We start from the raw sequence: 19983 nt of genomic DNA, 5'->3' as shown, positions 1-19983 counted from the left end.
GCCCAGACGCCATGTCCTCCGAGCCCTCGACCGCCGCCGACTCCGAGCCCCTGGAGCACTTCAAGCTGTACTTCTTCGCCGCCGCCACGCGCGTCCTGGCCCACGGTGCACGCACCTTTGACGGCGAGGCCGCGCTGCTGGCGCGCTTCCCCTTCCTGGAGCACTACCGCACGGAGCTCGTCGAGCTGGGCGTGTCCGGCCTCGATGGAGAACCCGACTCGTGGCCCGAGGCCATCTCGGCCTGGGAAGCGGACGTCTCCGGCCACCTGCCCCTGCGCGCGCTGCGCAATGCCGCCCAGTTGGACCATGAGGCGCTGACGCTGCTGCTCGCCGTGGGCATGGTGGAGGAGGATGCGCGCTTCGGAACGCTCTTCGCCTCCCTCCAGGGCACGCCCACCCTGAACCGCCCCACCCTGGGCCTGCTCAATGCGAGCTGGCGCGGAGAGGACGACCGGGGTGAGGTGCGCGCCCGCCTCCGCCGGCTCATGGACCTGGGGCTGGTCGAGGTGACCGACCGCGAAGCGCCCCGCTCCGAGTGGGCGCTCCATGTCCCCGGCGCCGTCTGGGACGCGCTCCGCGGTGAAGCACCGGAGCGGCCCGCGCCGTGGATGAAGCACCACGCGCTCGAAGCGTTGACGCACGACGAGCCGCTCATCATCCCCGAAGCGCTCCATGAAGCGCTGGCGCGGCTGCCTTCGCTGCTGGCCTCCGGCGAGGCCGGAGCGCTGGTCGTGCGCGGCCCCCGCCACAACGGGCGGCGCACCCTGCTGCGCTCGGTGGCTCGCGGACTGGGCCGGGGCGTGCTGGAGGTGGAGGGGCCGCAGAAGGTGGACGATGCGCGCTGGCGCATGGTGGGGCCGCTGGCCACGCTGCTCCATGCGCTCCCCGTGGTGGTGCTGGAGCCGCCCCCGGGCGAAGCGGCCGAGGTGCCCGAGCTGACCGGACTGGACGGCCCCCTGGGCGTGGTGCTCGGCCGGCTGGGGGGCGTCACGGGTGACGCCGTGGACCGCGCGCTCACGCTGAGCGTGGACATGCCAGGCCCCGAGGAGCGGGCCCAGCACTGGACGCGGAGCCTGGCGGGGCGGCCATGCTCCGCCCTCGAGGAGATCAGCGCGTCCTTCCGCCTCACCCGAGGGCATGTCCGCCGGGCGGCACGGCTGGCCCAGGCCCACGCGGCGCTGGCCGGGCGCGCCGAGGTGGAGCGCGACGACGTGCGCGAGGCGACACGCGCCCTCAACCGGCAGGCGCTGGACACACTTGCCGTGCGGCTGAGCTCGCAGGGAGACTGGGGCCACCTCTCCGTGGCCAGCGAGACGATGCGCGAGCTGCGCCTGCTGGAGACGCGCTGCCGCCATCGCGAGCGGCTGGGCGACGCCGTGGGCGGCTCCCTGTCGAAGCAGCTCACCCCGGGCGTGCGCGCCCTCTTCCAGGGCCCCAGCGGCACCGGGAAGACGCTGGCCGCGCGGCTCGTCGCGGCGGCGCTCGGGCTGGACGTGTACCGGGTGGAGCTGTCCTCGGTGGTGAACAAGTACATCGGCGAGACGGAGAAGAACCTCTCCCGCATCTTCGCGCTCGCCGAGGAGCTGGACGTGGTGCTGCTCTTCGACGAGGGCGACTCGCTGTTCGCGAAGCGCACCGGCGTGGGCTCGTCCACGGACCGGTATGCGAACCTCGAGACGAACTACCTCCTCCAGCGCATCGAGTCCTACGAGGGCATCCTCGTGGTCACCACCAACGCGGCGGATGCCATCGACTCCGCCTTCGCGCGGCGCATGGACGTGGTGGTGGACTTCCGCGCGCCCGAGCCCGCCGAGCGCTGGGTCCTGTGGCAGCTCCACCTGCCCGCCGCGCACGCGGTGGACGCGGGCCTGCTGCGGGAGGTGGCCGCACGCTGCCACCTGAGCGGCGGACAGATTCGCAACGCGGTGCTGCACGCGTCGCTGCTGGCGCTGGAGGAAGGAGGGCCGCTCGGCTCGTCGCACCTGGAGGCCGGAGTGCTGCGCGAGTACCGCAAGTCCGGTGACGTCTGCCCACTGCGCCGTCCTGGCGCCATCTCCCTTCGAGGCTGAGCGCCACCCATGCCTCCCGCCCGCGCCGCAGCCCGAGGTCCCTCCCGCGCCCCCGCGCGCGGCGGAGCCCCGGCGCGTGCCGCGAGGCCCGGCGCCACCACCGCCGCCGCACCGGGCGGGGCGGCGGTGAAGGTGGGCGGCGACGCGGAGAAGGACCCGCGCTTCCGCAAGGTCATCGAACAACTGGAGAAGGGAGCGAAGAAGACGAAGCAGCACCCGCCCGCCGGCCAGAAGGCCGCCGAGGCCCAGGCCGCCGCCGTGTCCCCACCCACGGAGCGGCTCGCCGGTGCCAAGGCGAACCAGGTGGACGCCATGAAGTCGGCGGAGACGCCCAAGGCGGACCCCAACGGTTTCCTCACGCTGCTGCGTGCGGAAATCGAAAAGGTGATGCCCAAGAACCTGGACGACGCCGACAAGTTCATGGAGGGCAACGAGACGGGCCAGGTGAAGGACGCTGTCTCGGGCGGGGTGAAGGGCGCGAAGGACACGGCCGCGGGGCCCACGGAACAGGCCACCGCCGCGCCGCCGGACCCGAGCGGCGTGCCGGCCCGGACTCCCGAGGCCATGCCCGAGGAGCCGGCCTCGCCGCCCCCGCCTGTCAACGGCGCGGAGGCCATGCCGGCGCCGAAGCCCGCCGCACAGGTGCAGGCGCTCGGCACGAGCAAGCAGGACTCCGACCAGCAGATGAAGGACGCCGAGCTGACGCCGGACCAGCTCAAGAAGGCCAATGACCCGCGCTTCTCCAACGTGCTGGCCCAGAAGGGCACCGTGGAGAAGGTGTCGGCGGCGGCGCCCGGGAAGTACATCGCCGCCGAGGGCGCCACGCTGGGCCAGGCGAAAGCGAAGGCCTCGGGCGACTCGAAGGCCGGCGTGGCGCAGATGGCCGGCGTGAAGGTGTCCGGCAACAGCAAGGTCAAGGCGCGCCAGTTGCTGGCGAAGCAGAAGGACGAGGCGCGGCGCAAGGAAGTCACCGAGCACATCGAGAGGCTGTACCAGCAGACCAAGCAGAAGGTGGACACGAAGCTGTCCACGCTCGAAGCGGACGTGATGCGCGTGTTCGACTTGGGCGCCGAGGCGGCCCTGGCGGACATGAAGGCGTACGCCAGCCGGGAGATCGACAGATTCAAGGAGCGGCGCTACAGCGGCCCGCTCGGCGCGGCCCGCTGGGTGGCGGACCTGTTCCGCCCGGTGCCCGAGGGCATCAAGGTCATCCTTGGCCAGGCGCGGGCGCGCTTCGCTTCCAAGATGGACGCACTGGCGGTGCGCATCTCCACCATGGTGGACATGCGGCTTGCCGACGCAAAGGCGGAGGTGGACCGGGGTCAGGCCGCCATCAAGACGTACGTGGACAGCCTGCCTCGGGACTTGCAGGCGGTGGGACGCGACGCGCAGAAGGCGATGACCGAGCGCTTCGATGAGCTGCGCAGCGGCATCGACGCGAAGAAGAACGACCTCGCCCAGAAGCTGGCGCAGAAATACAAGGAGGCGCACGACAAGGCGGACGCGGCGCTCAAGAAGCTGGAGGAGGAGAACGCCGGCGCGCTGAAGAAGCTGGCGGATGCCATCGGCGAGGTCATCAAGATCCTCACCGAGTTCAAGGACAAGCTGATGGCCGTGCTCCGCAAGGGGCTGGCGACCATCAAGCTCATCCTCGCGGACCCCATCGGGTTCCTGGGCAACCTGCTCGCGGCCATCAAGCAGGGCTTCAGCCAGTTCGTCGGCAACATCTGGACGCACCTCAAGAAGGGCTTCATGGAGTGGCTCTTCGGCTCGCTGGCCTCCGCCGGAATCCAGGTGCCGAGCGACCTCAACGTCTGGTCCATCCTCAAGCTGGTGCTCGACGTGCTCGGGCTGACCTACGCCTGGATGCGCGGCGAGGCCGTGAAGCTGATGGGCGAGCGCAACGTGGCGCTCCTCGAGAAGCTGGTCGAGTACATCTCCATCACCATCAAGGGCGGGCCCCAGGCGCTCTGGGAGAAGCTGAAGGAGGACCTGTCCAACCTGAAGGCGATGGTCATCGACGCCATCCAGGACTGGCTCATCACCACCATCGTCAAGCAGGCGGTGACGAAGATCCTCTCGATGTTCAACCCGGCTGGCGCCATCGTCCAGGCCGTCATCGCCATCTACAACGTGGTGATGTGGGTCATCGAGAACGCCTCGCGCATCGTCGCGCTCATCGAGGCGGTGGTGAACTCGGTGCATGCCATCGCCACGGGTGCGATTGGCGGCGCGGCGGCGTGGATAGAGCGGGCGCTGGCGAGCCTCATCCCCATCGTCATCGGCTTCCTGGCGCGGCTCATCGGCCTGGGCGGCCTGTCCGCGAAGATCCGCGAGTTCATCACCAAGGTGCAGACGAAGGTCCGCGCCGCGGTGCTCAACTGGCTGAAGAAGGCGTGGGCGTGGGTGAAGAAGCTGTTCGGGCGGGGGGGCGGTGAGCGGGAAGATCCGCAGAAGGCGCAGAAGGTAGCGGCCGGCCTCGCCGTGCTGGACCGGCTCACCGCCGCCAAGACGCGCGCGGGAAAGATAGACAAGAAGGATGCCGAGCGGGTGGCAGCGCAGGTCAAGCGTGAGCACCCTGTCTTCAAGTCCATCAGGGTCGTCGAGGGCTCCGCCACCTGGGACTACGTCTACGTCGCCAGCCCCGCGAAGACGAAGAAAGGCTCGGGCAAGGGCGGCCCCAAGCGGGGGCACCACGTCTTCAACAACGCGCTCAAGCAGGTCATCCCCGACCTGAGGGCGGAGCTTGGCGCGCTCAGCAACCCGCAGCATGTGGCAATCCTGTCGGCAGCACTCGGGGGGATGCAGGGCGATCTCTCCATTGGTCCCATCTCCCTGACCGTCGACAAGGAAGGCGAGCCCGGAACCGATGCGAACTCCGTCGCCCATGGAGCCGCCAAGCAGCAGTTGCTGCTGGCCTTCCGGCAGTTCGTCACCGCCCTGGAGCGCTGGCAGACGGGGGCGGGCGTGCCCACGGACCGGACAGCGCCCAGCTACCAGGAGCAGTCCCGTCAGGCCCGCGAGCGCAACTCGGCCCACCTGCGAACCGCCTCACAGGCGCTCCGGGCTTCCGTCATCCCGAGATGGGTGGACTCGTCCTTTGACCCGGAGGCGGCGGCGGAGCTCCTACGACAGGATGCAGGCAAGTCCGGTCAGATCGAGACCGGCAAGGCCGCCATCCAGGCGGCTCGTGGCAAGCTGGTCGCAGCCATCATCCGACTCTCACCTTGAGCAGGGCCCAGCGCCGAGGGCCTCGCGGCCAGGAGGAATGAAATGGATGTCGCAGCCCTGGAAGCGTTGGCAAGACGAGCCCTCCATCCGGAGCGGCCGCACCTCGCCTCGGCGCGCGCGGCGGTTGCCGGCATCCGTGACTCCGGTGCCGCGTGGCGGGAGCTCGCCGCGCGAGGCACGATTCCCCAGGACTTCATCGACAACGACCGGCGCCGCTTCGTGATGACCGCCGAATTCGTCCAGGCCGCCCTCGCACGAGGCGCCCCTCCTGTCCTCGAGGATGACCGTACGCCGCCCACCTTGAGGATGGCCCTCACGCTGGCCGCAGACCCCACGGGGGTGCTGGCCGCGGAGTCCGCGACAGAGGTCCTGTACTCGCGCCTGAAGCCCTGGGGTGCGCGAGACGTCACCCGATTCCGCTGGCTGGGAGTCGAGGACTTCGAGCTGCGTGACGTCAGCGTGGGCGTGGCCTTCAACGCCGTTCTCGACGCCGTCGCGGTGTCCCTCGAGGAGCACGGAGTCGACTGGGACACGCTCCTTCCCCAACCCGCCCCCGCCGTTCCCTACCCGTACCTCAAGTCCATCAAGGGCTACCTGGGCTGGCGCCTGGCCGTCCGGGAAGGCCTGGAGGTGTCTGGAGCGTCCTGGCCGCTCAGCACCGTGCGGAACAGGCCCTTCGCGGAGCTGTCCAACCCCTTCGAGCCGCTGCTGGCCCTGTGGGCGACGGGCTACGTGCTCCTCGCGGAGAACGAAGAAGAAGGCATCGTGAAGCTCATCGCCCGACAGGTCTCTATCCAACCCTGACCCGCGAGGTACCCGCCCGTGCGTAACACCTACGCCTGTCTCGTCCACGAGAGCCGCGAGTGCGTCATCGACCTGGTGCGCAACCTCCACCACCTGGACCCGGGCTCGCGCATCCTGCTCTACAACGGGGGCCGCGACGCGGACCTGCTCCACGGCTTCCCCTTCGAGCGTTACAACGCCGTCATCCATCCCTCCCCGCGGCCCATGAAGTGGGGCTGGCTGCACGACTTCGCGCTCGACTGCTTCCGCTTCGCCCTGGAGCACGAGCCGTTCGACGCGATGACCATCGTCGACTCGGACCAGCTCGGCCTGCGGCCCGGCTACTCCGCGTTCCTGGGTGACTTCCTCCAGGCCAACCCCGGCGCGGGGCTGCTCGGCAACGTGCAGTCCCCGCACGGCCCCGGCAGCCGCGCCGCCCCCGCCGTCCATGCGCGCCGCGAGCTGGACCTGTGGCGCCCCTTCCTCCGCCGCTTCCCCCAGGGCGAGTCCCAGTTCGTCCATTGGACCTTCTGGCCCTCCACCGTCTTCAGCGCGGACGCGGCCCGGGACCTGGTGAAGCTGTGGGATGGGGACTCGCAGCTCCAGGACATCCTCCGGCGCTCGCGCATCTGGGCCACCGAGGAGGTGCTCTTCCCCACCCTCGTCGCCCTGCTGGGACACCGCGTCCTCACCAGCCCCTGCAGCTACGACCTCGTCCGCTACCGCGTCCGCTACTCCACCGCGCAGCTCGACGGCGCCATGAACCACCCCGGCGGCTTCTGGGCCCACCCCATTCCCCGCCGCCATGACGACCCGCTGCGCGCCCACGTGCGCTCGCGCTACCTCGACTACGAGGGCACCGCCCGCCGCGTGACACCGCCTCCGCCCGAGAACACGGCGCCGCCACCGGCGCAGGACCTCTCCGAGCCCGCGCCCGCCGCGAACTCGGACGGAGGCCCGCGCCCGCTGCTGCTCACCTGGCCCATCCTCGCGGAGATGCAGAAGGTGGAGGGCTGGCTGTCCGACGAGGAGGCGGACCTGCTCATCGCCGCGTCCTCGCGCGCGCTGTCCTCGCTGCCCGCGCCGCACGCCGTGGTGGAGGTCGGCAGCTACTGCGGCAAGGCCACCGTCGTCCTCGGCCGCGTCGCCGAGGCACTGGGCACCCCCGCGCCCATCCACGCCATCGACCCGGGGGACGGCGTCGTCGGCTCCCGCGACACCGGCCTGCGCCACACCGGCCCCACGCGCGACAAGCTCCAGCAGACGCTGAAGCAGGCCGGGCTCGCTCCGCGTGTGCAGGTCCACTTCGAGCCCGCGCCCGCCGTGCCCTGGAGCGGGCCCATCGCATTCCTCCTCGTGGACGGGCTGCATGACTACGCCAGCGTCGCCGCGGACTTCCGGCACCTGGAACCCTGGCTCGCCGTCGGCGGGTACGTGGCCTTCCACGACTGCGCCGACTACTTCCCCGGCGTGAAGCTCTACGTGCGCGAGCTGCTGCGCGGCGGCCGCTACCGGCGCGTCCACATGGCCGGCACCCTGGTCGTCCTGGAGAAGCGGGCCCAGGGCGAGGTGCCCGCGCCCGCCCCGGAGCCCGAGCCCGCACCGCCCACCGCGCTCCCGGAGCCCGTCGCCGCGAGGCCCCGCCTCGTCGTGCCCGCCAGCGCGGAGGGCCTCCGCGTGTCCTGCATCATGCCCACGTTCAACCGGCGCCGCTTCGTCCCGCTGGCCGTGCGCTGGTTCCTCGCGCAGGACTGGGCGGACCGCGAGCTCGTCGTCGTGGACGACGGCACCGAGCCCGTCGCGGACCTCCTCCCCGAGGACGCGCGCATCCGCTACCTGCGCCTGGAGCGCCGCCACTCCGTGGGTGCCAAGCGCAACCTCGCGTGCCAGGCGGCGCGCGGCGACGTCATCGTCCACTGGGACGACGACGACTGGTCCGCGCCCACGCGCCTCACCTACCAGGTGTCGGCCCTGCGCCAGGCCAGCGCCGCCGTCTGCGGCCTCACGCGCGTCTACTACCACCAGCCCGCCACCGGCCGCTCCTGGCAGTACGTCTACCCCGCCGGCCAGCGCCCCTGGGTGTCCGGCAACACGCTCTGCTACACGCGCGACTTCTGGCGCCGCAACCCCTTCCCCGACATCAACGTGGGTGAGGACGCGCGCTTCCTCTGGAACGACCCGGCACGCCGGCTGCTCGTCCTGGAGGACGCCTCCTTCTTCGTCGCGTGCATCCACGGCGCCAACGTGGACCCCAAGCGCGTGCACCACCGCTTCTGGCAACCCCACCCGACGGACGCCGTGCGCGCCCTCATGGGAGATGCCTTCGCCGCCCTCCACGACGCCGCACTCTCCGACGACTCCCGCCCGCTCGCCTCCGGAGCACCCTGAGCACGCCCATGACGACGCCTGCCCTCTCCTTCTGCTTCCAGGACACCCACGTGCGGCCGACCGTGGTCGCCGCCATCCGCTCGGCCATGGCCCACAACCGTGGCGCGGCCGTCCACGTCTACTGTGATACCGCGAGCATCACCCGCTACCAGCCCCTGCTCCCGAAGGCGCGCTTCGAGGACCTGTCCCAGTCCTTCGCGGCGCTCCAGACGACGCGGCTGGACGTGGCCGCGCGGCGCATGCGGGCGCTCGCGCTGCACCGCCATGGCGGCTGGTACCTGGACGCCTTCGACACCCTCACCCTGCGCCCCCTGCCAGAAGTCGAGCGGTTCACCATCGGCGAGGAGTGCTGGGACGCGCGCCGCCGCTGCACCGGCGCCTGCGCCAGCCCGCCCGGAGACCCGTTCGCCCTGGCGTGGCTCACCGCGATGAAGGCCGTCCCCGACGCGCAGTGGGACCACTGGAGCGACCAGACGCTGTGCAACCGCGTCATCGACTCCGGCCGCTTCGCCGTGGACCGGCTTCCCACCGGCCGGCTCAACTGGCCTTCCGAGAGCGGCTTCACCGGCGAGCTCCGCCTGTCCGAGGACCAGATTGAGTGGCTCCTCGACAACGCCTGGGTCATCCACTACTTCGGCCGGGGGGCGCGGGGCCTTGCCTACAAGGAGATGGACCTCACGAACCTGCGCCGCTGCCGCAACCTCGACGGCTGGCTGCCCCGCCTCATCCTCCACTACAGCAAGGGCCTCCCGACGACGCCCTCCGGCCCCTCGGCCTGAGACGTCCAGCGCCGAACGTCCGCCCCCGAAGCAGGATTCTCGGGTTCTGCGGCAATTGCTCAGTTCCTGAGAGCGTGTGAGGATGCAGAAGGGACGGAACATTGTCCCCGCTCGGCAACTGTGTCCCCCTCCCGAGGAGCTGACCGTGAGTCCCCCCCTCGCAGTCTCCGCACTGAGTGCTCCCGCTGTCGTCCCGTCGCGCCTGTCCTCCCACCGCGCAGGCGGGTGGGTCTGAGCCATGGGGACGCGCGCGCTGGCGGTGACGGTAGCGGGTGGAGTTCCCCAGGTGCTGCCCTCGCGGGCCCTGGAGGTGGACGTAGGAGTGGCGCTGCCCGTGGCCTTCGGCGGCCTGCGCAGGGTGCTGCGCGCGTGTGAGTCCGCCGCGCCGGAGGTGGTGGGCGCCCTGTCCCGCGCGCACCCGTCCGAGTGGAACCGCCTGTTTCCCGGCTCCATCCAGGGTGTGCCGGACCTGGCGGACCTGGCGCTCACGCCGTCCGAGCGGAGGCTGCACCGCGAGTCGGAGCAGATGTTCTGGGTGCTCAACGTGGCGGCGAAGGCCATCGTGGAGACGCTGCGCGCCAGCGGCCGCCCGCTGGTGCTGCACGGCGCGGGCGAGTGCGACCTGGTCAGCCTCCGCGCGGTGATGCGCGCCGCGGAGTGGAGCCGCCTGGAAGGCCTGGACGGCACGCTGCTGCTCACCGGGTGGAACGTGCGCCGCCCGCATGGCGCGGTGGGCTTCGAGGCCCGCCGGCAGGCATACCTGGATGCGCTGTGCGACCGGATGCGGGCGCCGCGCGTGTCGGGGCCGGGGCCGGTGTCGTCACGGCAGGTGGAGCCCGCGGTAGACCTGGAAGGGCGCTACCTGCAGCTCGCGGTGGACGGCACGCAGGCGCGGGAGGACCGCGTGGCCGCGGCCATCCTCGCCATCCGCAGCTGCTTCTTCACCACCAACTACGAGGGCGCGCTGCTGGCCGCGGAGCAGGGGCTGGCGCTGCTGGACTCCGAGCAGGGCCCGGACGCGGAGCTGCCCGGGCGCGTGGCCCGGGCGTGGGACGCGCTGGACACGGGCTTCACCACGCCGGCCATCGAAATCGACCGGAGCAGCCTGGGCGACGCAGAAGAGCTGCGGGCCCTGTTCCTCCGCAGCATGGGCGTGGTGCACGTGTTCACCGGCTCGCACGAAGCGGCCATGGAGGCGTTCGCCCGCGGGCTGCAGTGCCGCGTGCCGCCGGAGCTGGTGGCGCGGCTGCACATGTTCCGCGCGCTCACGCTCACCAAGCGCTTCGGGCAGCTTCCCAACGCGCGCGTCGAGGTGGAGGCGGGCCTGGCCGCACTGGAGCGCTGCACGTCGGCGGACCGCGCGCTCCAGGAGGGCTGGCTGCGCAACGTCTGCGCGCTCACCTGGTTCCAGGAGCGCAAGCTGGACAAGGCGGTGGTGGAGGAGAAGCTCGCCATGCGCTGCGTCGGCGACCTGCACGACGCGAGCGCCACGCATCTGAAGATCAACCTCATCTCCAACGCCAGCTACCTGCAGGAGACGGCGCGCCAGTACGGCGACGCCATCGCCACGTGGCGGCGCTTCGAGAAGATCAGCGCGAAGTGGGGCGCCAACTTCGCCAAGCACCACTGCTACCGGCTGGCCGGACTGGAGCTGGCCGCGGGAGAGCGGGACGCCGCCGAGGCCCACTTCACGGAGGCGTATGCCAACGCGGATGCGCTGGGGGACTCGTTCCACCGGCAGGTCATCGCCGCGGAGCTGGGGCGCATGTCCCTGGACGCGGGACAGCCCGCCACCGCCGTGGAGTGGTTCGCTCGCGGCGAGGAGCATGCGCGGGCCGTGGGAGACCCGCTGAAGACGGCCGAGTGCCTCGCGGGCCTGGCGCTGGCCGGCGGACGCACCGACTGGACGGAGGCCCTGCGCTGCGTCCAGGCGAGCACGACGTGGCCCAAGGAGACAGAGGCCCTGCGGGACGCGCTGTCCCGCGCGGATGCCGCGGCCGTCCACGCCGCGCTGCCGCGGGCGAGGACGAAGCTCAACCGGCCGTTCGACCCGGTGAACCTGTACTGACGGCGGGCCGGCGCGAGGTCAGCGCCGCGTCGCGGTGAAGGCGCGCTCCACCTTGCAGCCCTCGTTGCCGCTGGTGGAGTCGTAGAGCGAGTAGGTGCCCTTCCAGGTCAGCGGCTCCTGCTTGCTCTGGGGCGACTGCGACAGCTCCCCGTCGAAGGTGAAGCTGTACGAGTCGGCCAGCGTGGAGCCCGTCTCCATCCTGCCCCACAGGTAGAACGTCGTGTCACCGCGGCCGGTGAACTGGCCCTTGAGGATGCGGTCATCCGCGGTGGCGATGAGGCTCGAGGCGGCGCGGGTAATCGTCAGCGGCCCCGTCGGCAGCCCCAGGGCACACTCCACCGGGAGCGGGCTCGTGTCAGGGTAGGTCAGGTCCCAGGTGCCCTCGACGTAGCAGCCGTCCTCACAGCCCGGTCCGGACTCGGTCCCACAGCCCGGGTTGCCCATCCCGCTGCCCATGGACAGCAGCCCCGTGAGCAGCAGCAACGGGAGGCGCAGCTGCCTGGCGCGAGAGTTGGATTGGCTGCTACCGCTTCGCACGACGCTCATGATGATTCCCCCTTGGGGCTTTCCGGCCCTTTGACGCTGAAGCTACTACGAGCGCACTCCCGCCACGCGGAGCGGGTCGAATGGAACCACGGCGGCACAGCGGCCGTACGCCATCAGCTCCGCGATGGACGCGCCGGCATGCGCGCCCGTCAGGATGCCCTGCCCGCCCAGTCCGGTGGCGACGTACGTACGGCTCATGCCCGGGTAGCGGCCGAGGTACGGGCGGCCGTCGGGAGTCGCCGCACGCAGCCCGGCCCAGGCCCGGACGAAGCGGGCCTCGCGCAGGCGCGGCGCCAGCTTCGCCACCGTGGCGCTCAGGTGCAGCAGGCCCGCTGGCGTCACCTGCTCCACGAAGCCCGCGTCCTCCTCCGTGGCGCCCACCACGATTTCTCCCGAGCGCCAGGGCGCCAGGTACGTGGGCCCGGAGACCACGCGCGTGAGCTGGAGGCCCGGCTGGTGCACCACCAGCATCTGCCCGCGCACGGGCTTCAAGGGTAGCGCGGGCAGCCCCTCGATGCCCGAGGACCAGGGCCCCGCGCTGACGAGCAGCTGCTCCCCGCGCAGCGTCTCCCGCTCCGTCCGCACCGCGACGCCGCCCGGCGCCTCCTCGATGGAGCGCGCGGCTTCTCCCAGCCGCAGGTGGACGCCCTCTCGTGCCGCCGCGCGCAGGAGCGCGTCCACGTAGCCGTCGGTGTCCACCATGTGGCCCTGCTCGCTCTGGAAGGCGCCGAGCAGGGGCGTTCCCTCCAGCGCGGGCTCCAGCGCCACGAGCCTCGCGGCATCCACCCAGGTGCCCAGGGCCTCCGGGTCCTTCGCGGCCTTGTCTCCCAGCACGTCGCGCGCCTTCGCGTCCGCGACGATGCGGAGGATGCCCTGCCCGCGCCGGAGCGCCTCGCCTTCCGGGAGCGAGGCCAGGTCCGCGGCCAGGGCGGCGCGGCCGGCCCGGGCGAACGCGAGCATGTCCGGGTCATCCCAGAGGCGCACGGAGGGAATGGCCACCCCGGCGGCGGCGCGCGAGCCCCGGCCTCCGGGGTCCACGGCGTCCAGCACGGTGACGTCCGCGCCACGTGCGACGAGCCGGCGCGCGGCCGAGAGGCCCACCACGCCAGCGCCGAGAATCAGGATGCGGGAGTCGCTCCCGGCCGGGGCCTCCCCGCTCATAGCGGCAGGGCGACCAGGTGGAACTTGCCGGGGATGGACACGAAGCCGAACTTCTCGGAGCGCTTCACCATCGCATCAAGCTGCGTGTAGCCCATCATCAGCTTGAACCCGAGCCGCTTCGCCTCCGCGATGATGGCCGTGACGACGGCGTCCACCGCCTCGCTGCGCACCTCGCGGTCCAACCCGGGCGCGGCGACGATGTTCTCCATGATGCACAGCGAGCTGTCCGTCCGGTACAGGAAGCCCACGCACCGCTCGGGGATGATGAACCCCGTCTGCGGCAGCGCTTCGTGCGTCATCGATTCGTCCCAGAACTGCAGCCACGACTTGATCTGCTCGAAGTGCTGCTCTGGGACGTAGGGGATGGGTGTCATCGATTGGGGCTATCCAGGAAGAGACGAGGCATCCTAGCCCACCGTCTCGTGGGAAGGCACGGGGACGCCCGGGCTCCAGCGGGTGAACTGCATGCGCAGCTCGCACGTGTAACGGCCTCGCGCGTCCTTCAGCCACAGCTGCTCCGGGGCCGGGTACATCTCCTCCAGCGAGAGGTGCTCCGCTTCGCGCGCCAGGTGGGACAGGAGGTCCACCGCGAAGGGGCTCGCGGTGTCGATGAGGTACGGCTTGCGCTCCTTCGAGCTGCGCATGAAGACGAAGCGGGGCCAGCCCCCCGCGCGCCGCTCGCGCTGGACGGCGAGGAAGAGGTCGAAGCCCGTGGGGCCCGCCAGGCTCGACGCGGGCAGCTCCCACCGCTCGCGCTGGTACACCGCGCCGCCCACGCTGAGCCGCGGCAGGTGGCGGCCCTTCGTGCGCAGCGGCGCGTGCAGGACCTGGGGGTGCGCCAGCGCCGCGAAGGGTGGGTACGAGGAGAAGTCGTCCAGCGGCATGTAGAGGTGGAGCCGCTCGCCCTTCCCGTCCACCAGCACCGGCCCGTCCCCCGTGGGCAGCACCTTCACGTCGCCCGGCTTCAGGGCACCCTCCTCCACGTCCAGCACGTCCGACACCGAGTACACCAGGCGCCGGCCCGGGAAGACGTAGAAGCCCTTGTTGCGCCGCCGGATGGACAGGCCCACCAGCCCCCGGGCGGAGGGCTCCGAGTCCAGCCAGCGCGAGGCCACCGACGCGTACCGCTGGCGCTCCGGCTGGAAGGCGCACAGCCAGCTCCACAGCAGCAGGTGGTGGTGCACACGCGCGAGCATCACCTCGAAGCCCGCGCCGTCCTGCTTCGCGGCCAGGCACACGTCGGGCAGCGCGTAGCGGCCTCCCGGGGTGGACGTGCCGAGGAAGTCCACGGGCAGCGCCCGGGCCCGGGCCGCGTCCGCCTCCAGCAGCACCGGCGGCACGGGCGAGAAGCGGCTGCCCGACACGGTGTCCGGCCGCAGCCGCACCGCGTAGTCCAGCAGGTCCATGGGCTGCGCGTCCGGGCCGAGCGCGTCGCGCACCTGCTCGCGGAAGCCGCGCTGCACCGTCTCTCCGTAGGCGGCCGACAGATCGAGCGCGCCCGTCAGCGCCGCCTCCAGCTCCGTGGTGAAGCGCGCGCCGAAGCGCAGGCGGAACGGTGAGCTGGCCTCCTCGTAGATGATGAGCCGGTCCGCATACACCTGGCCCTCGCCCCGCCGGGCGGGCTTGCCCGTGGCCTCCGTGAAGCACGCCTCCAGGCGCGGCAGCAGCTCACGGCGGCGGCCCAGCTCTCCTGCTTCGAAGTCCGCTCGCAGGCGCGCGAGCGTGTCCAGCCGCTCCAGCCAGCGGGTGCGTGCCTCGGACTCCGGCAGGGCGGCCACTGCTTCGCGCACGCTCTCGAACGTGCCGAAGTCGTTGGGGCGGAACGGCAGGCCCCACAGCAGCACCGCGGACTTCACCAGCGGCACCGCCTGCCGCTCCACGTCCTCCGCCGCGAGGCCGAGCAGCGCCGCCGCTCCAGCCGGCGTGGGGTGGTCGCGCAGCACGGACAGCAGCTGCTCCGCCTGGGGGGACAGGGGCACGTCCAGCTTCAGCGGCGCGCACACGGCGCGGCCGGCAGTCACCGTGAAGAGCGGGTTGAGGCGCAGCGGCAGGTGCGCGCGCAGGGTCCGCTCGCGCCACACCGCGCGCGACAGCTCCGTCACCGCCCAGAAGGAGAAGAACGTGCGGCGGCGCGTGTCCCCGCTGGGCACCGTGCGCACGTCGAAGCCGTCCTCGGAGGTGCGCTCGCCATAGGAGATGGGGCCGAAGAAGCTCGTCGTCTCGTTCTTCGCGCAGAAGCGCTGCAGGTACGTGTAGACCTGCCGCTCCACCCGGCGCGCGTCGGAGGTGTCCGGCCGCTCTCCGCCCTTGAGGTAGCGCGCCCAGACGTTGTCGAACATGGCCGGGCTGGAGAGGAACACCGCCTCCTGGATGGCCGGCTCCGCGGCCCGCTCCCGCAGGCTTCGCCGCAGCGACTGGCGTTCTCCGGCGTAGCGGGCCTGGAGCGCCTCGCGGCTGTCGCGGTAGCGGGCCAGCGCGGCGCGAAGCTCGGGGCCGTGGCGGGCCTTGAGCGTGGGCTCCCTGCCCTGCGCGAGCGATGCCTGGAAGGCACTGGCGTCGGCGTCCCCGCTGCCCGTGCGCACCATGGCGAGCAGGGCCTCTTCCTCCGCCAGCAGGCGGGAGGTCTGCTCCAGCAGCTCCGCCGACAGCCCGAGCGACTCCAGCCAGTCGAACGGGAAGCCCGCGTGCCGCAGTACGAAGACCTCGCCCAGCGTCCAGGACCTGCTCATCCGCGCACCCTCGTCAGGACGGCTTTGGCCACCAGTGTGTCCACCAGCTTCTCCCGCTGCGCCTCGGGGACGGCGCCCAGCACGTCCGCCGCCAGAGCGGGCCGCGTCAGGCCGGAGAGCCCGGGCGCGAGGCGCGCGTCCATCGCGAGCACGGCGCCGGTGCGCAGGTTCGCCGCGTACCACGCCGGCCTGGGCGTCCCGTCGAGCGTGGCCGGCAGTTGAACCAGCGCGCAGTCCGCATCCAGGCGGATGGGCCCGCGGGCGGTGGGGACTTCTTGCGGCGCCGCTTCCTGCGACACGGGCAGCGGAGCCGAAGGGCCCCGAAGACAGGCAGCGGCGACACGGCCCGGGTTCAGGGGCGCGCGCCGCAGCAGGCGCTGGGACAGCGACTCCATCACCTCCGAGAGCCGGGAGCCCGAGAGCGTGTTCGGCGCGTCGAAGGGGCGACTGCGCGCCAGGTCGCGGTCCGCGGGCGGGCTCTTCGGCTGAATCCAGGAGCGTCGGAACTGGCGGTCGAGGTCCGGGCGCTCCAGGCCCCAGTGGAAGGGGCGCACTCCGGCCACGTGCTCGAAGAGGGGTGGCGCAGCGAGTGTCTCCTCCAGCTCCGCCTCGTCCACTCCCGGCGCGCCGACCCACCACTCCGCGACGAGCCTCACGCCCGCGTCCCTCAGTCGCCGGGCGCCTTGCAGCAGCCGGGCCGTGTCCAGCCGGTAGCCCGAGGTGGGCTCCAGCACGGTGCCGCCGGAGATGGAGCAGAAGCCCACCACCGCCACCCGGCAGCCGCTCTCCAGCAGGACCTCCGCGTGAAGCACCGATTCGAGCCCGACGTGACCGCCCCAGGGGGCGCCTCCCGTGAGGGTCCGCAGCTCCTCCGCGGTACAGGACCCGAGCACCTTCCTCGTGGTGACGGCTCCGAGGTCGACCGGGTCCACCCCGTCGAGCATCAGCTCCCCGGGCGCCAGTGGCGTCGGTGGGGGAATGACTGTCAGCTCCAGGGCCTCGGGAATCCAGTAGAGGGGCTCCAGGTCCGGCCCGCCGGGCAGCGGGGCGACGCGCCAGCGAAGGGGCGTGGACGCCTCGACGAACTCCGCCCGCTGGAACATGGGCATCCGCGCGAGCACCTTCCGGTGTGCCACGGCGAAGGGCCCGGCGACCTCCAGTGGCACCTCCAGCGGACAGGCCCGGGCGAGCCACGCCGCTGCCGGGAGCTGCAGGTCCCTGTCCAGCCACAGGCGCACCCGCTCCGCGGAGGCAAAGCGCTCGGCGGCGCGGGCAAGGTCCTCCGAGTACGGCGCAGGTTGGCTCACCACGCGCAGCACGTCCTGGCTTCGCTCGGTGGTGCCGTTCTCCAGTTCTATGTCGTCGAGGCGCAGGCGTACGCCGCTCGGAGGCCCGGAGAGGGCCGTCAGCACCGCGCCCAGTGCCCGCAGCCCCGTGTGTCCCGTGGCGTCCTCACGCTGCATCAGTGCCTGGGCCGCGCGCAGCAGGAGCAGCTCCCGCATCGACTGTGCCGTGACGGGTCCCCGCTCGCGTGCGTCCGCGGCTTCCGCCACGGACGCGTCGGTGGAGACGCGGAGACAGAAGTCGCGGGCCGCGTCCACGAGGTGCCACCCCTCGGGCACGTCCGGCACCAGGGTCACGTCCCGGTGCGGGGGCAGGACCAGCAGCTTCATGCGAGCCCCTCCGCGCGTGTCTCGGGAGCGGCCGGCACCAGGGGCACGTCCTGGTATGGGGGCAGGCCCATCCGCCTCATCCAACGCACGGCTCGGGGCGGTGGCTGCATCAGCAGGCTCATGCTTGGGCCACCGCATGTGCACCGGAGTCCGTCAGTCCTGGACGAGGCGACAACCGTCGAGTCATCGCCCCTCCTCCGCCTCGGGCTCGGCGGACGGCGCCCCCCAGAACAGCGTGCAGCGCAGCTCCACCGTGTGGCGTCCGTCCGGTCCCTGGAGCCAGAGCTGGTCCGGCCCCGGCCGCATCTCGGAGAGGACGACCTCCTCCTTCTGCTCCAGCAGGTTGAGGAAGACGCGCAGCAGCGGTGGGCTGCGCACGTCCACGAGCACCGGCTTCCGCTCATCCTTGAACTTGGCGAAGACGCAGTCGGGCATCCCCCGCGCCTCCCACAGCCCCACCGCCGCGCGCAGCCGCGCCTTGTCGTCCCTGCACGCGAGCAGCGCCTCCCGCTCCTCCGCCCCCAGGCGCCACTGCTCGCGCTGCACCACCACGCCCCCCAGCGTCACCCGGGGCGTGTGCGCGCCCAGCGACACCCGCAGCGGGCGGATGCGCGGCAGGGCGAAGGCGGTGTGGACCGCGCTCTCCAGCTCCCCGTTGTAGAGGCACACCTCCGAGCCCAGCCGCTTCGACACCAGCCGCGCGCTCTTCCCGTCACTCTCCACGAACAGGTCGTCCAGCGGCAGCCGCCACGCCGACGCGCGCGCACTCACCCCACCCAGCTCCACCACCGGGCCGGGAAACTCCGAGGGCAGCAGCCCCGTGCGCCGGGACGCCAGCACCGTCACCAGCGGCACCGGCCGCCGCAGTGCCCCCAGCGCCCGCACCATGGCGCTCTCCACCCGCCCCCGCGCCTCGTGGAACTGGAGCGCCCAGCCCCACACCAGCGCGGTGTCGTGCACGTCGCCCATCACCAGCTCGTACTCGCCCCGCCCCCACGCCTCCACGTCCCGCGCGCCGACGAGCAGGTCCACCGAGGTGACGAGCGGCAGCGCCCGCACATCCCCGGGCATCGGCGGCGGCGCCACCCCGCCCAGCTCCACGCAGCTCGCGGAGGCATCCGAGATGGCGCTCGCGAGCGCCTCCGCCATCGACGTGTCCGCGGGCACGGCCCGGTCCGAGTAAGCGGCGACGACCTTCCAGAAGGGCACCGTGCGCGCCCCCACCCACTCCGCCACCGCGGCCCGCGCGGTCTCGCGCGTGCGCCGCGCGGCCTCCGCCATCCACGCCAGGGCAGGCTCCAGCCGCGCCGCCAGCTCTCTCGCGCGCTCGCCCCCCACCTCCACGCGAAGGTCTCCACCGCACTCCTCCCGCAGCGGAAGCCGGTCCTGGTAGAAGTTGTGCGACTCGGACGCGGGGCCCCGCTCGGACGGAGGCGCCACGCCCCACCGCTCCCGCGCGAGCTCGGCGAAGGACGCCTGGAGCGCCATCTTCCCCGCCGCATCCGCCTCCCCGTAGCGGCCCATCAGCTCCAGCAGCGCGCTCAGTCCCTCCACGTGGCGCCGCGCCGCCAGGCAGGGCAGCCCCGCCACGCGCTCAGCCAGGTCGTCCAGCGGGTGGTGCACGGCGGCGGGGACCTCGAGCTGGTGCGTCAGCAGTCCCTTCTCACAGCCCCACCGCGCGGCCTCGCGCGCCAGGCCCGGCGCCACGCCCAGCGCAGAAGCCAGCCCCGCGAGCGTCCGCGTCCCGTCGGCGACTTCGACCAGCCGGGGCAGCAGCTCCTCCGCGCTCTGCGGTGCGGGCACCGCCTTGCGCGCGGGCGCTTCCGAGAAGGCCTTGCGGCGCAGCACCAGCCACGCGGCGAGCTCCGGGTCGAAGGCAATCGCCCGCACCAGCCCCTGCACCAGCCACGAGGCCGCGAAGGTGTTGCGTCCCACCAGCGCTTGCGGCCCGGACCAGCGCAGCGTCACCCCCGTCGGAGCCTCCGCGTCCGCGCGGCCGTAGTTGATGGGGCCGAAGAAGCCCATCGTCTCGTTCTTCGCGCACAGCCGCTGCAGATAGCTGGCCACCTGCCTGCGCAGCCGGGCCCCGTCCCGTCCCGCCAGCAAATCCCTGGCCACGGGCGGGCTGGAGCTGGCCACCGCCTCCAGGAAGCGCGGCTCCTTGCGCAGCGCCGCCAGCGCCGACTCCATGCTCGCGCTCTCGCGCTCCAGCGCCGCCTCGAAGGCCTCCTCGGCCTCCCGCGCGGAGCGGGCCCGCGCATTCCAGGCGTCGAAGACCTCGGGCGCCTCCAGCCCCGCCGCGTCCACCGGACGTCCGGCCTTCAGCGCCGCCAGCACCGCGCGGGGCGGGCGCTTCACACGAGGCCCCTCGGCGCGCAGGGCGTCCAGCGCGCGTCGCTCGGCGGCCAGGCGCCGCGCCGCGACCGCGGACTCCGGGCAGCCCAGCCGCTCCAGCCAGTCGAAGGGAAAGCCCGTGGTGCGAACCACGAGGTGGGGGAAGAGGGTCCAGCCCTTCATGGGGTTTCGCACCCTGCGTCCTGGGGCACGCTCGGTGCC

General features: G+C 72.3%; 12 protein-coding genes. 6 read left to right on the top strand and 6 right to left on the bottom strand.

Annotated features, from left to right (window positions below; all coding sequences use genetic code 11):
- Positions 1-11 precede the first annotated feature (11 nt).
- From LXT23_RS08390 to LXT23_RS08365, 6 genes are all read left to right on the top strand, one after another.
- Complete coding sequence (locus tag LXT23_RS08390) at positions 12-2069, top strand: ATP-binding protein (RefSeq protein WP_253979585.1); 2058 nt, start codon at positions 12-14, stop codon at positions 2067-2069.
- 9 nt (positions 2070-2078) lie between these two features.
- The gene (locus tag LXT23_RS08385; RefSeq protein ID WP_253979584.1) at positions 2079-5300 is read left to right on the top strand and encodes a phage tail protein; all 3222 of its coding nucleotides are present in this window, start codon (positions 2079-2081) and stop codon (positions 5298-5300) included.
- Between the two features lie 42 nt (positions 5301-5342).
- Complete coding sequence (locus LXT23_RS08380) at positions 5343-6104, top strand: hypothetical protein (protein WP_253979583.1); 762 nt, start codon at positions 5343-5345, stop codon at positions 6102-6104.
- 18 nt (positions 6105-6122) lie between these two features.
- Positions 6123-8471 carry a glycosyltransferase gene (locus LXT23_RS50320; RefSeq protein WP_253979582.1) on the top strand — a complete coding sequence of 783 codons (2349 nt, stop codon included), beginning with the start codon at positions 6123-6125 and terminating at the stop codon, positions 8469-8471.
- Positions 8472-8479: 8 nt separating this feature from the next.
- Positions 8480-9250: a glycosyltransferase family 32 protein gene (locus LXT23_RS08370; RefSeq protein ID WP_253979581.1), complete on the top strand. Its 771-nt coding sequence runs from the start codon at positions 8480-8482 to the stop codon at positions 9248-9250.
- Between the two features lie 238 nt (positions 9251-9488).
- A complete protein-coding gene (locus tag LXT23_RS08365) occupies positions 9489-11318 on the top strand; it encodes a tetratricopeptide repeat protein (protein WP_253979580.1) in 1830 nt (609 codons plus the stop codon).
- 18 nt (positions 11319-11336) lie between these two features.
- Here LXT23_RS08365 and LXT23_RS08360 read toward each other — a convergent pair whose 3' ends face one another.
- The 6 genes from LXT23_RS08360 to LXT23_RS08335 all read right to left on the bottom strand — a co-directional run bounded on the left by LXT23_RS08360 (position 11337) and on the right by LXT23_RS08335 (position 19944).
- Positions 11337-11864 carry a hypothetical protein gene (locus LXT23_RS08360; protein ID WP_253979579.1) on the bottom strand — a complete coding sequence of 176 codons (528 nt, stop codon included), beginning with the start codon at positions 11862-11864 and terminating at the stop codon, positions 11337-11339.
- A 45-nt stretch (positions 11865-11909) separates the two neighbouring features.
- Positions 11910-13025, bottom strand: a complete 1116-nt coding sequence (locus LXT23_RS08355; protein WP_253979578.1) for an NAD(P)/FAD-dependent oxidoreductase — start codon at positions 13023-13025, stop codon at positions 11910-11912.
- Complete coding sequence (locus LXT23_RS08350) at positions 13022-13399, bottom strand: hypothetical protein (protein ID WP_253979577.1); 378 nt, start codon at positions 13397-13399, stop codon at positions 13022-13024. The genes LXT23_RS08355 and LXT23_RS08350 overlap by 4 nt, the downstream gene beginning before the upstream one ends.
- Before the next feature lie 33 nt (positions 13400-13432).
- Complete coding sequence (locus LXT23_RS08345) at positions 13433-15754, bottom strand: lantibiotic dehydratase (RefSeq protein ID WP_253979576.1); 2322 nt, start codon at positions 15752-15754, stop codon at positions 13433-13435.
- Positions 15751-17427, bottom strand: a complete 1677-nt coding sequence (locus tag LXT23_RS08340) for a hypothetical protein (protein WP_253979575.1) — start codon at positions 17425-17427, stop codon at positions 15751-15753. Before LXT23_RS08340 ends, LXT23_RS08345 begins: the two co-directional genes overlap by 4 nt.
- Positions 17428-17610: 183 nt before the next feature.
- Entirely contained in the window at positions 17611-19944 is a 2334-nt protein-coding gene (locus LXT23_RS08335; protein ID WP_253979574.1) for a lantibiotic dehydratase, read from the bottom strand.
- Positions 19945-19983: the final 39 nt, after the last annotated feature.

Origin of the sequence: Pyxidicoccus xibeiensis, from assembly GCF_024198175.1 — a bacterium.
GTDB classification, from domain to species: Bacteria; Myxococcota; Myxococcia; order Myxococcales; family Myxococcaceae; genus Myxococcus; species Myxococcus xibeiensis.
This window is presented reverse-complemented; position numbering and strand designations above follow the sequence as displayed.

What these genes read in the sequence shown, in the direction of transcription:
- LXT23_RS08350 (WP_253979577.1), bottom strand. Translation starts at nt 13,399, where the DNA reads ATGACACCCATCCCCTACGTCCCAGAGCAGCACTTCGAGCAGATCAAG.
- LXT23_RS08355 (WP_253979578.1), bottom strand. Translation starts at nt 13,025, where the DNA reads ATGAGCGGGGAGGCCCCGGCCGGGAGCGACTCCCGCATCCTGATTCTC.
- LXT23_RS08365 (WP_253979580.1), top strand. Translation starts at nt 9,489, where the DNA reads ATGGGGACGCGCGCGCTGGCGGTGACGGTAGCGGGTGGAGTTCCCCAG.
- LXT23_RS08340 (WP_253979575.1), bottom strand. Translation starts at nt 17,427, where the DNA reads ATGAAGCTGCTGGTCCTGCCCCCGCACCGGGACGTGACCCTGGTGCCG.
- LXT23_RS08385 (WP_253979584.1), top strand. Translation starts at nt 2,079, where the DNA reads ATGCCTCCCGCCCGCGCCGCAGCCCGAGGTCCCTCCCGCGCCCCCGCG.
- LXT23_RS08380 (WP_253979583.1), top strand. Translation starts at nt 5,343, where the DNA reads ATGGATGTCGCAGCCCTGGAAGCGTTGGCAAGACGAGCCCTCCATCCG.
- LXT23_RS08360 (WP_253979579.1), bottom strand. Translation starts at nt 11,864, where the DNA reads ATGAGCGTCGTGCGAAGCGGTAGCAGCCAATCCAACTCTCGCGCCAGG.
- LXT23_RS08370 (WP_253979581.1), top strand. Translation starts at nt 8,480, where the DNA reads ATGACGACGCCTGCCCTCTCCTTCTGCTTCCAGGACACCCACGTGCGG.
- LXT23_RS08335 (WP_253979574.1), bottom strand. Translation starts at nt 19,944, where the DNA reads ATGAAGGGCTGGACCCTCTTCCCCCACCTCGTGGTTCGCACCACGGGC.
- LXT23_RS08390 (WP_253979585.1), top strand. Translation starts at nt 12, where the DNA reads ATGTCCTCCGAGCCCTCGACCGCCGCCGACTCCGAGCCCCTGGAGCAC.
- LXT23_RS08345 (WP_253979576.1), bottom strand. Translation starts at nt 15,754, where the DNA reads ATGAGCAGGTCCTGGACGCTGGGCGAGGTCTTCGTACTGCGGCACGCG.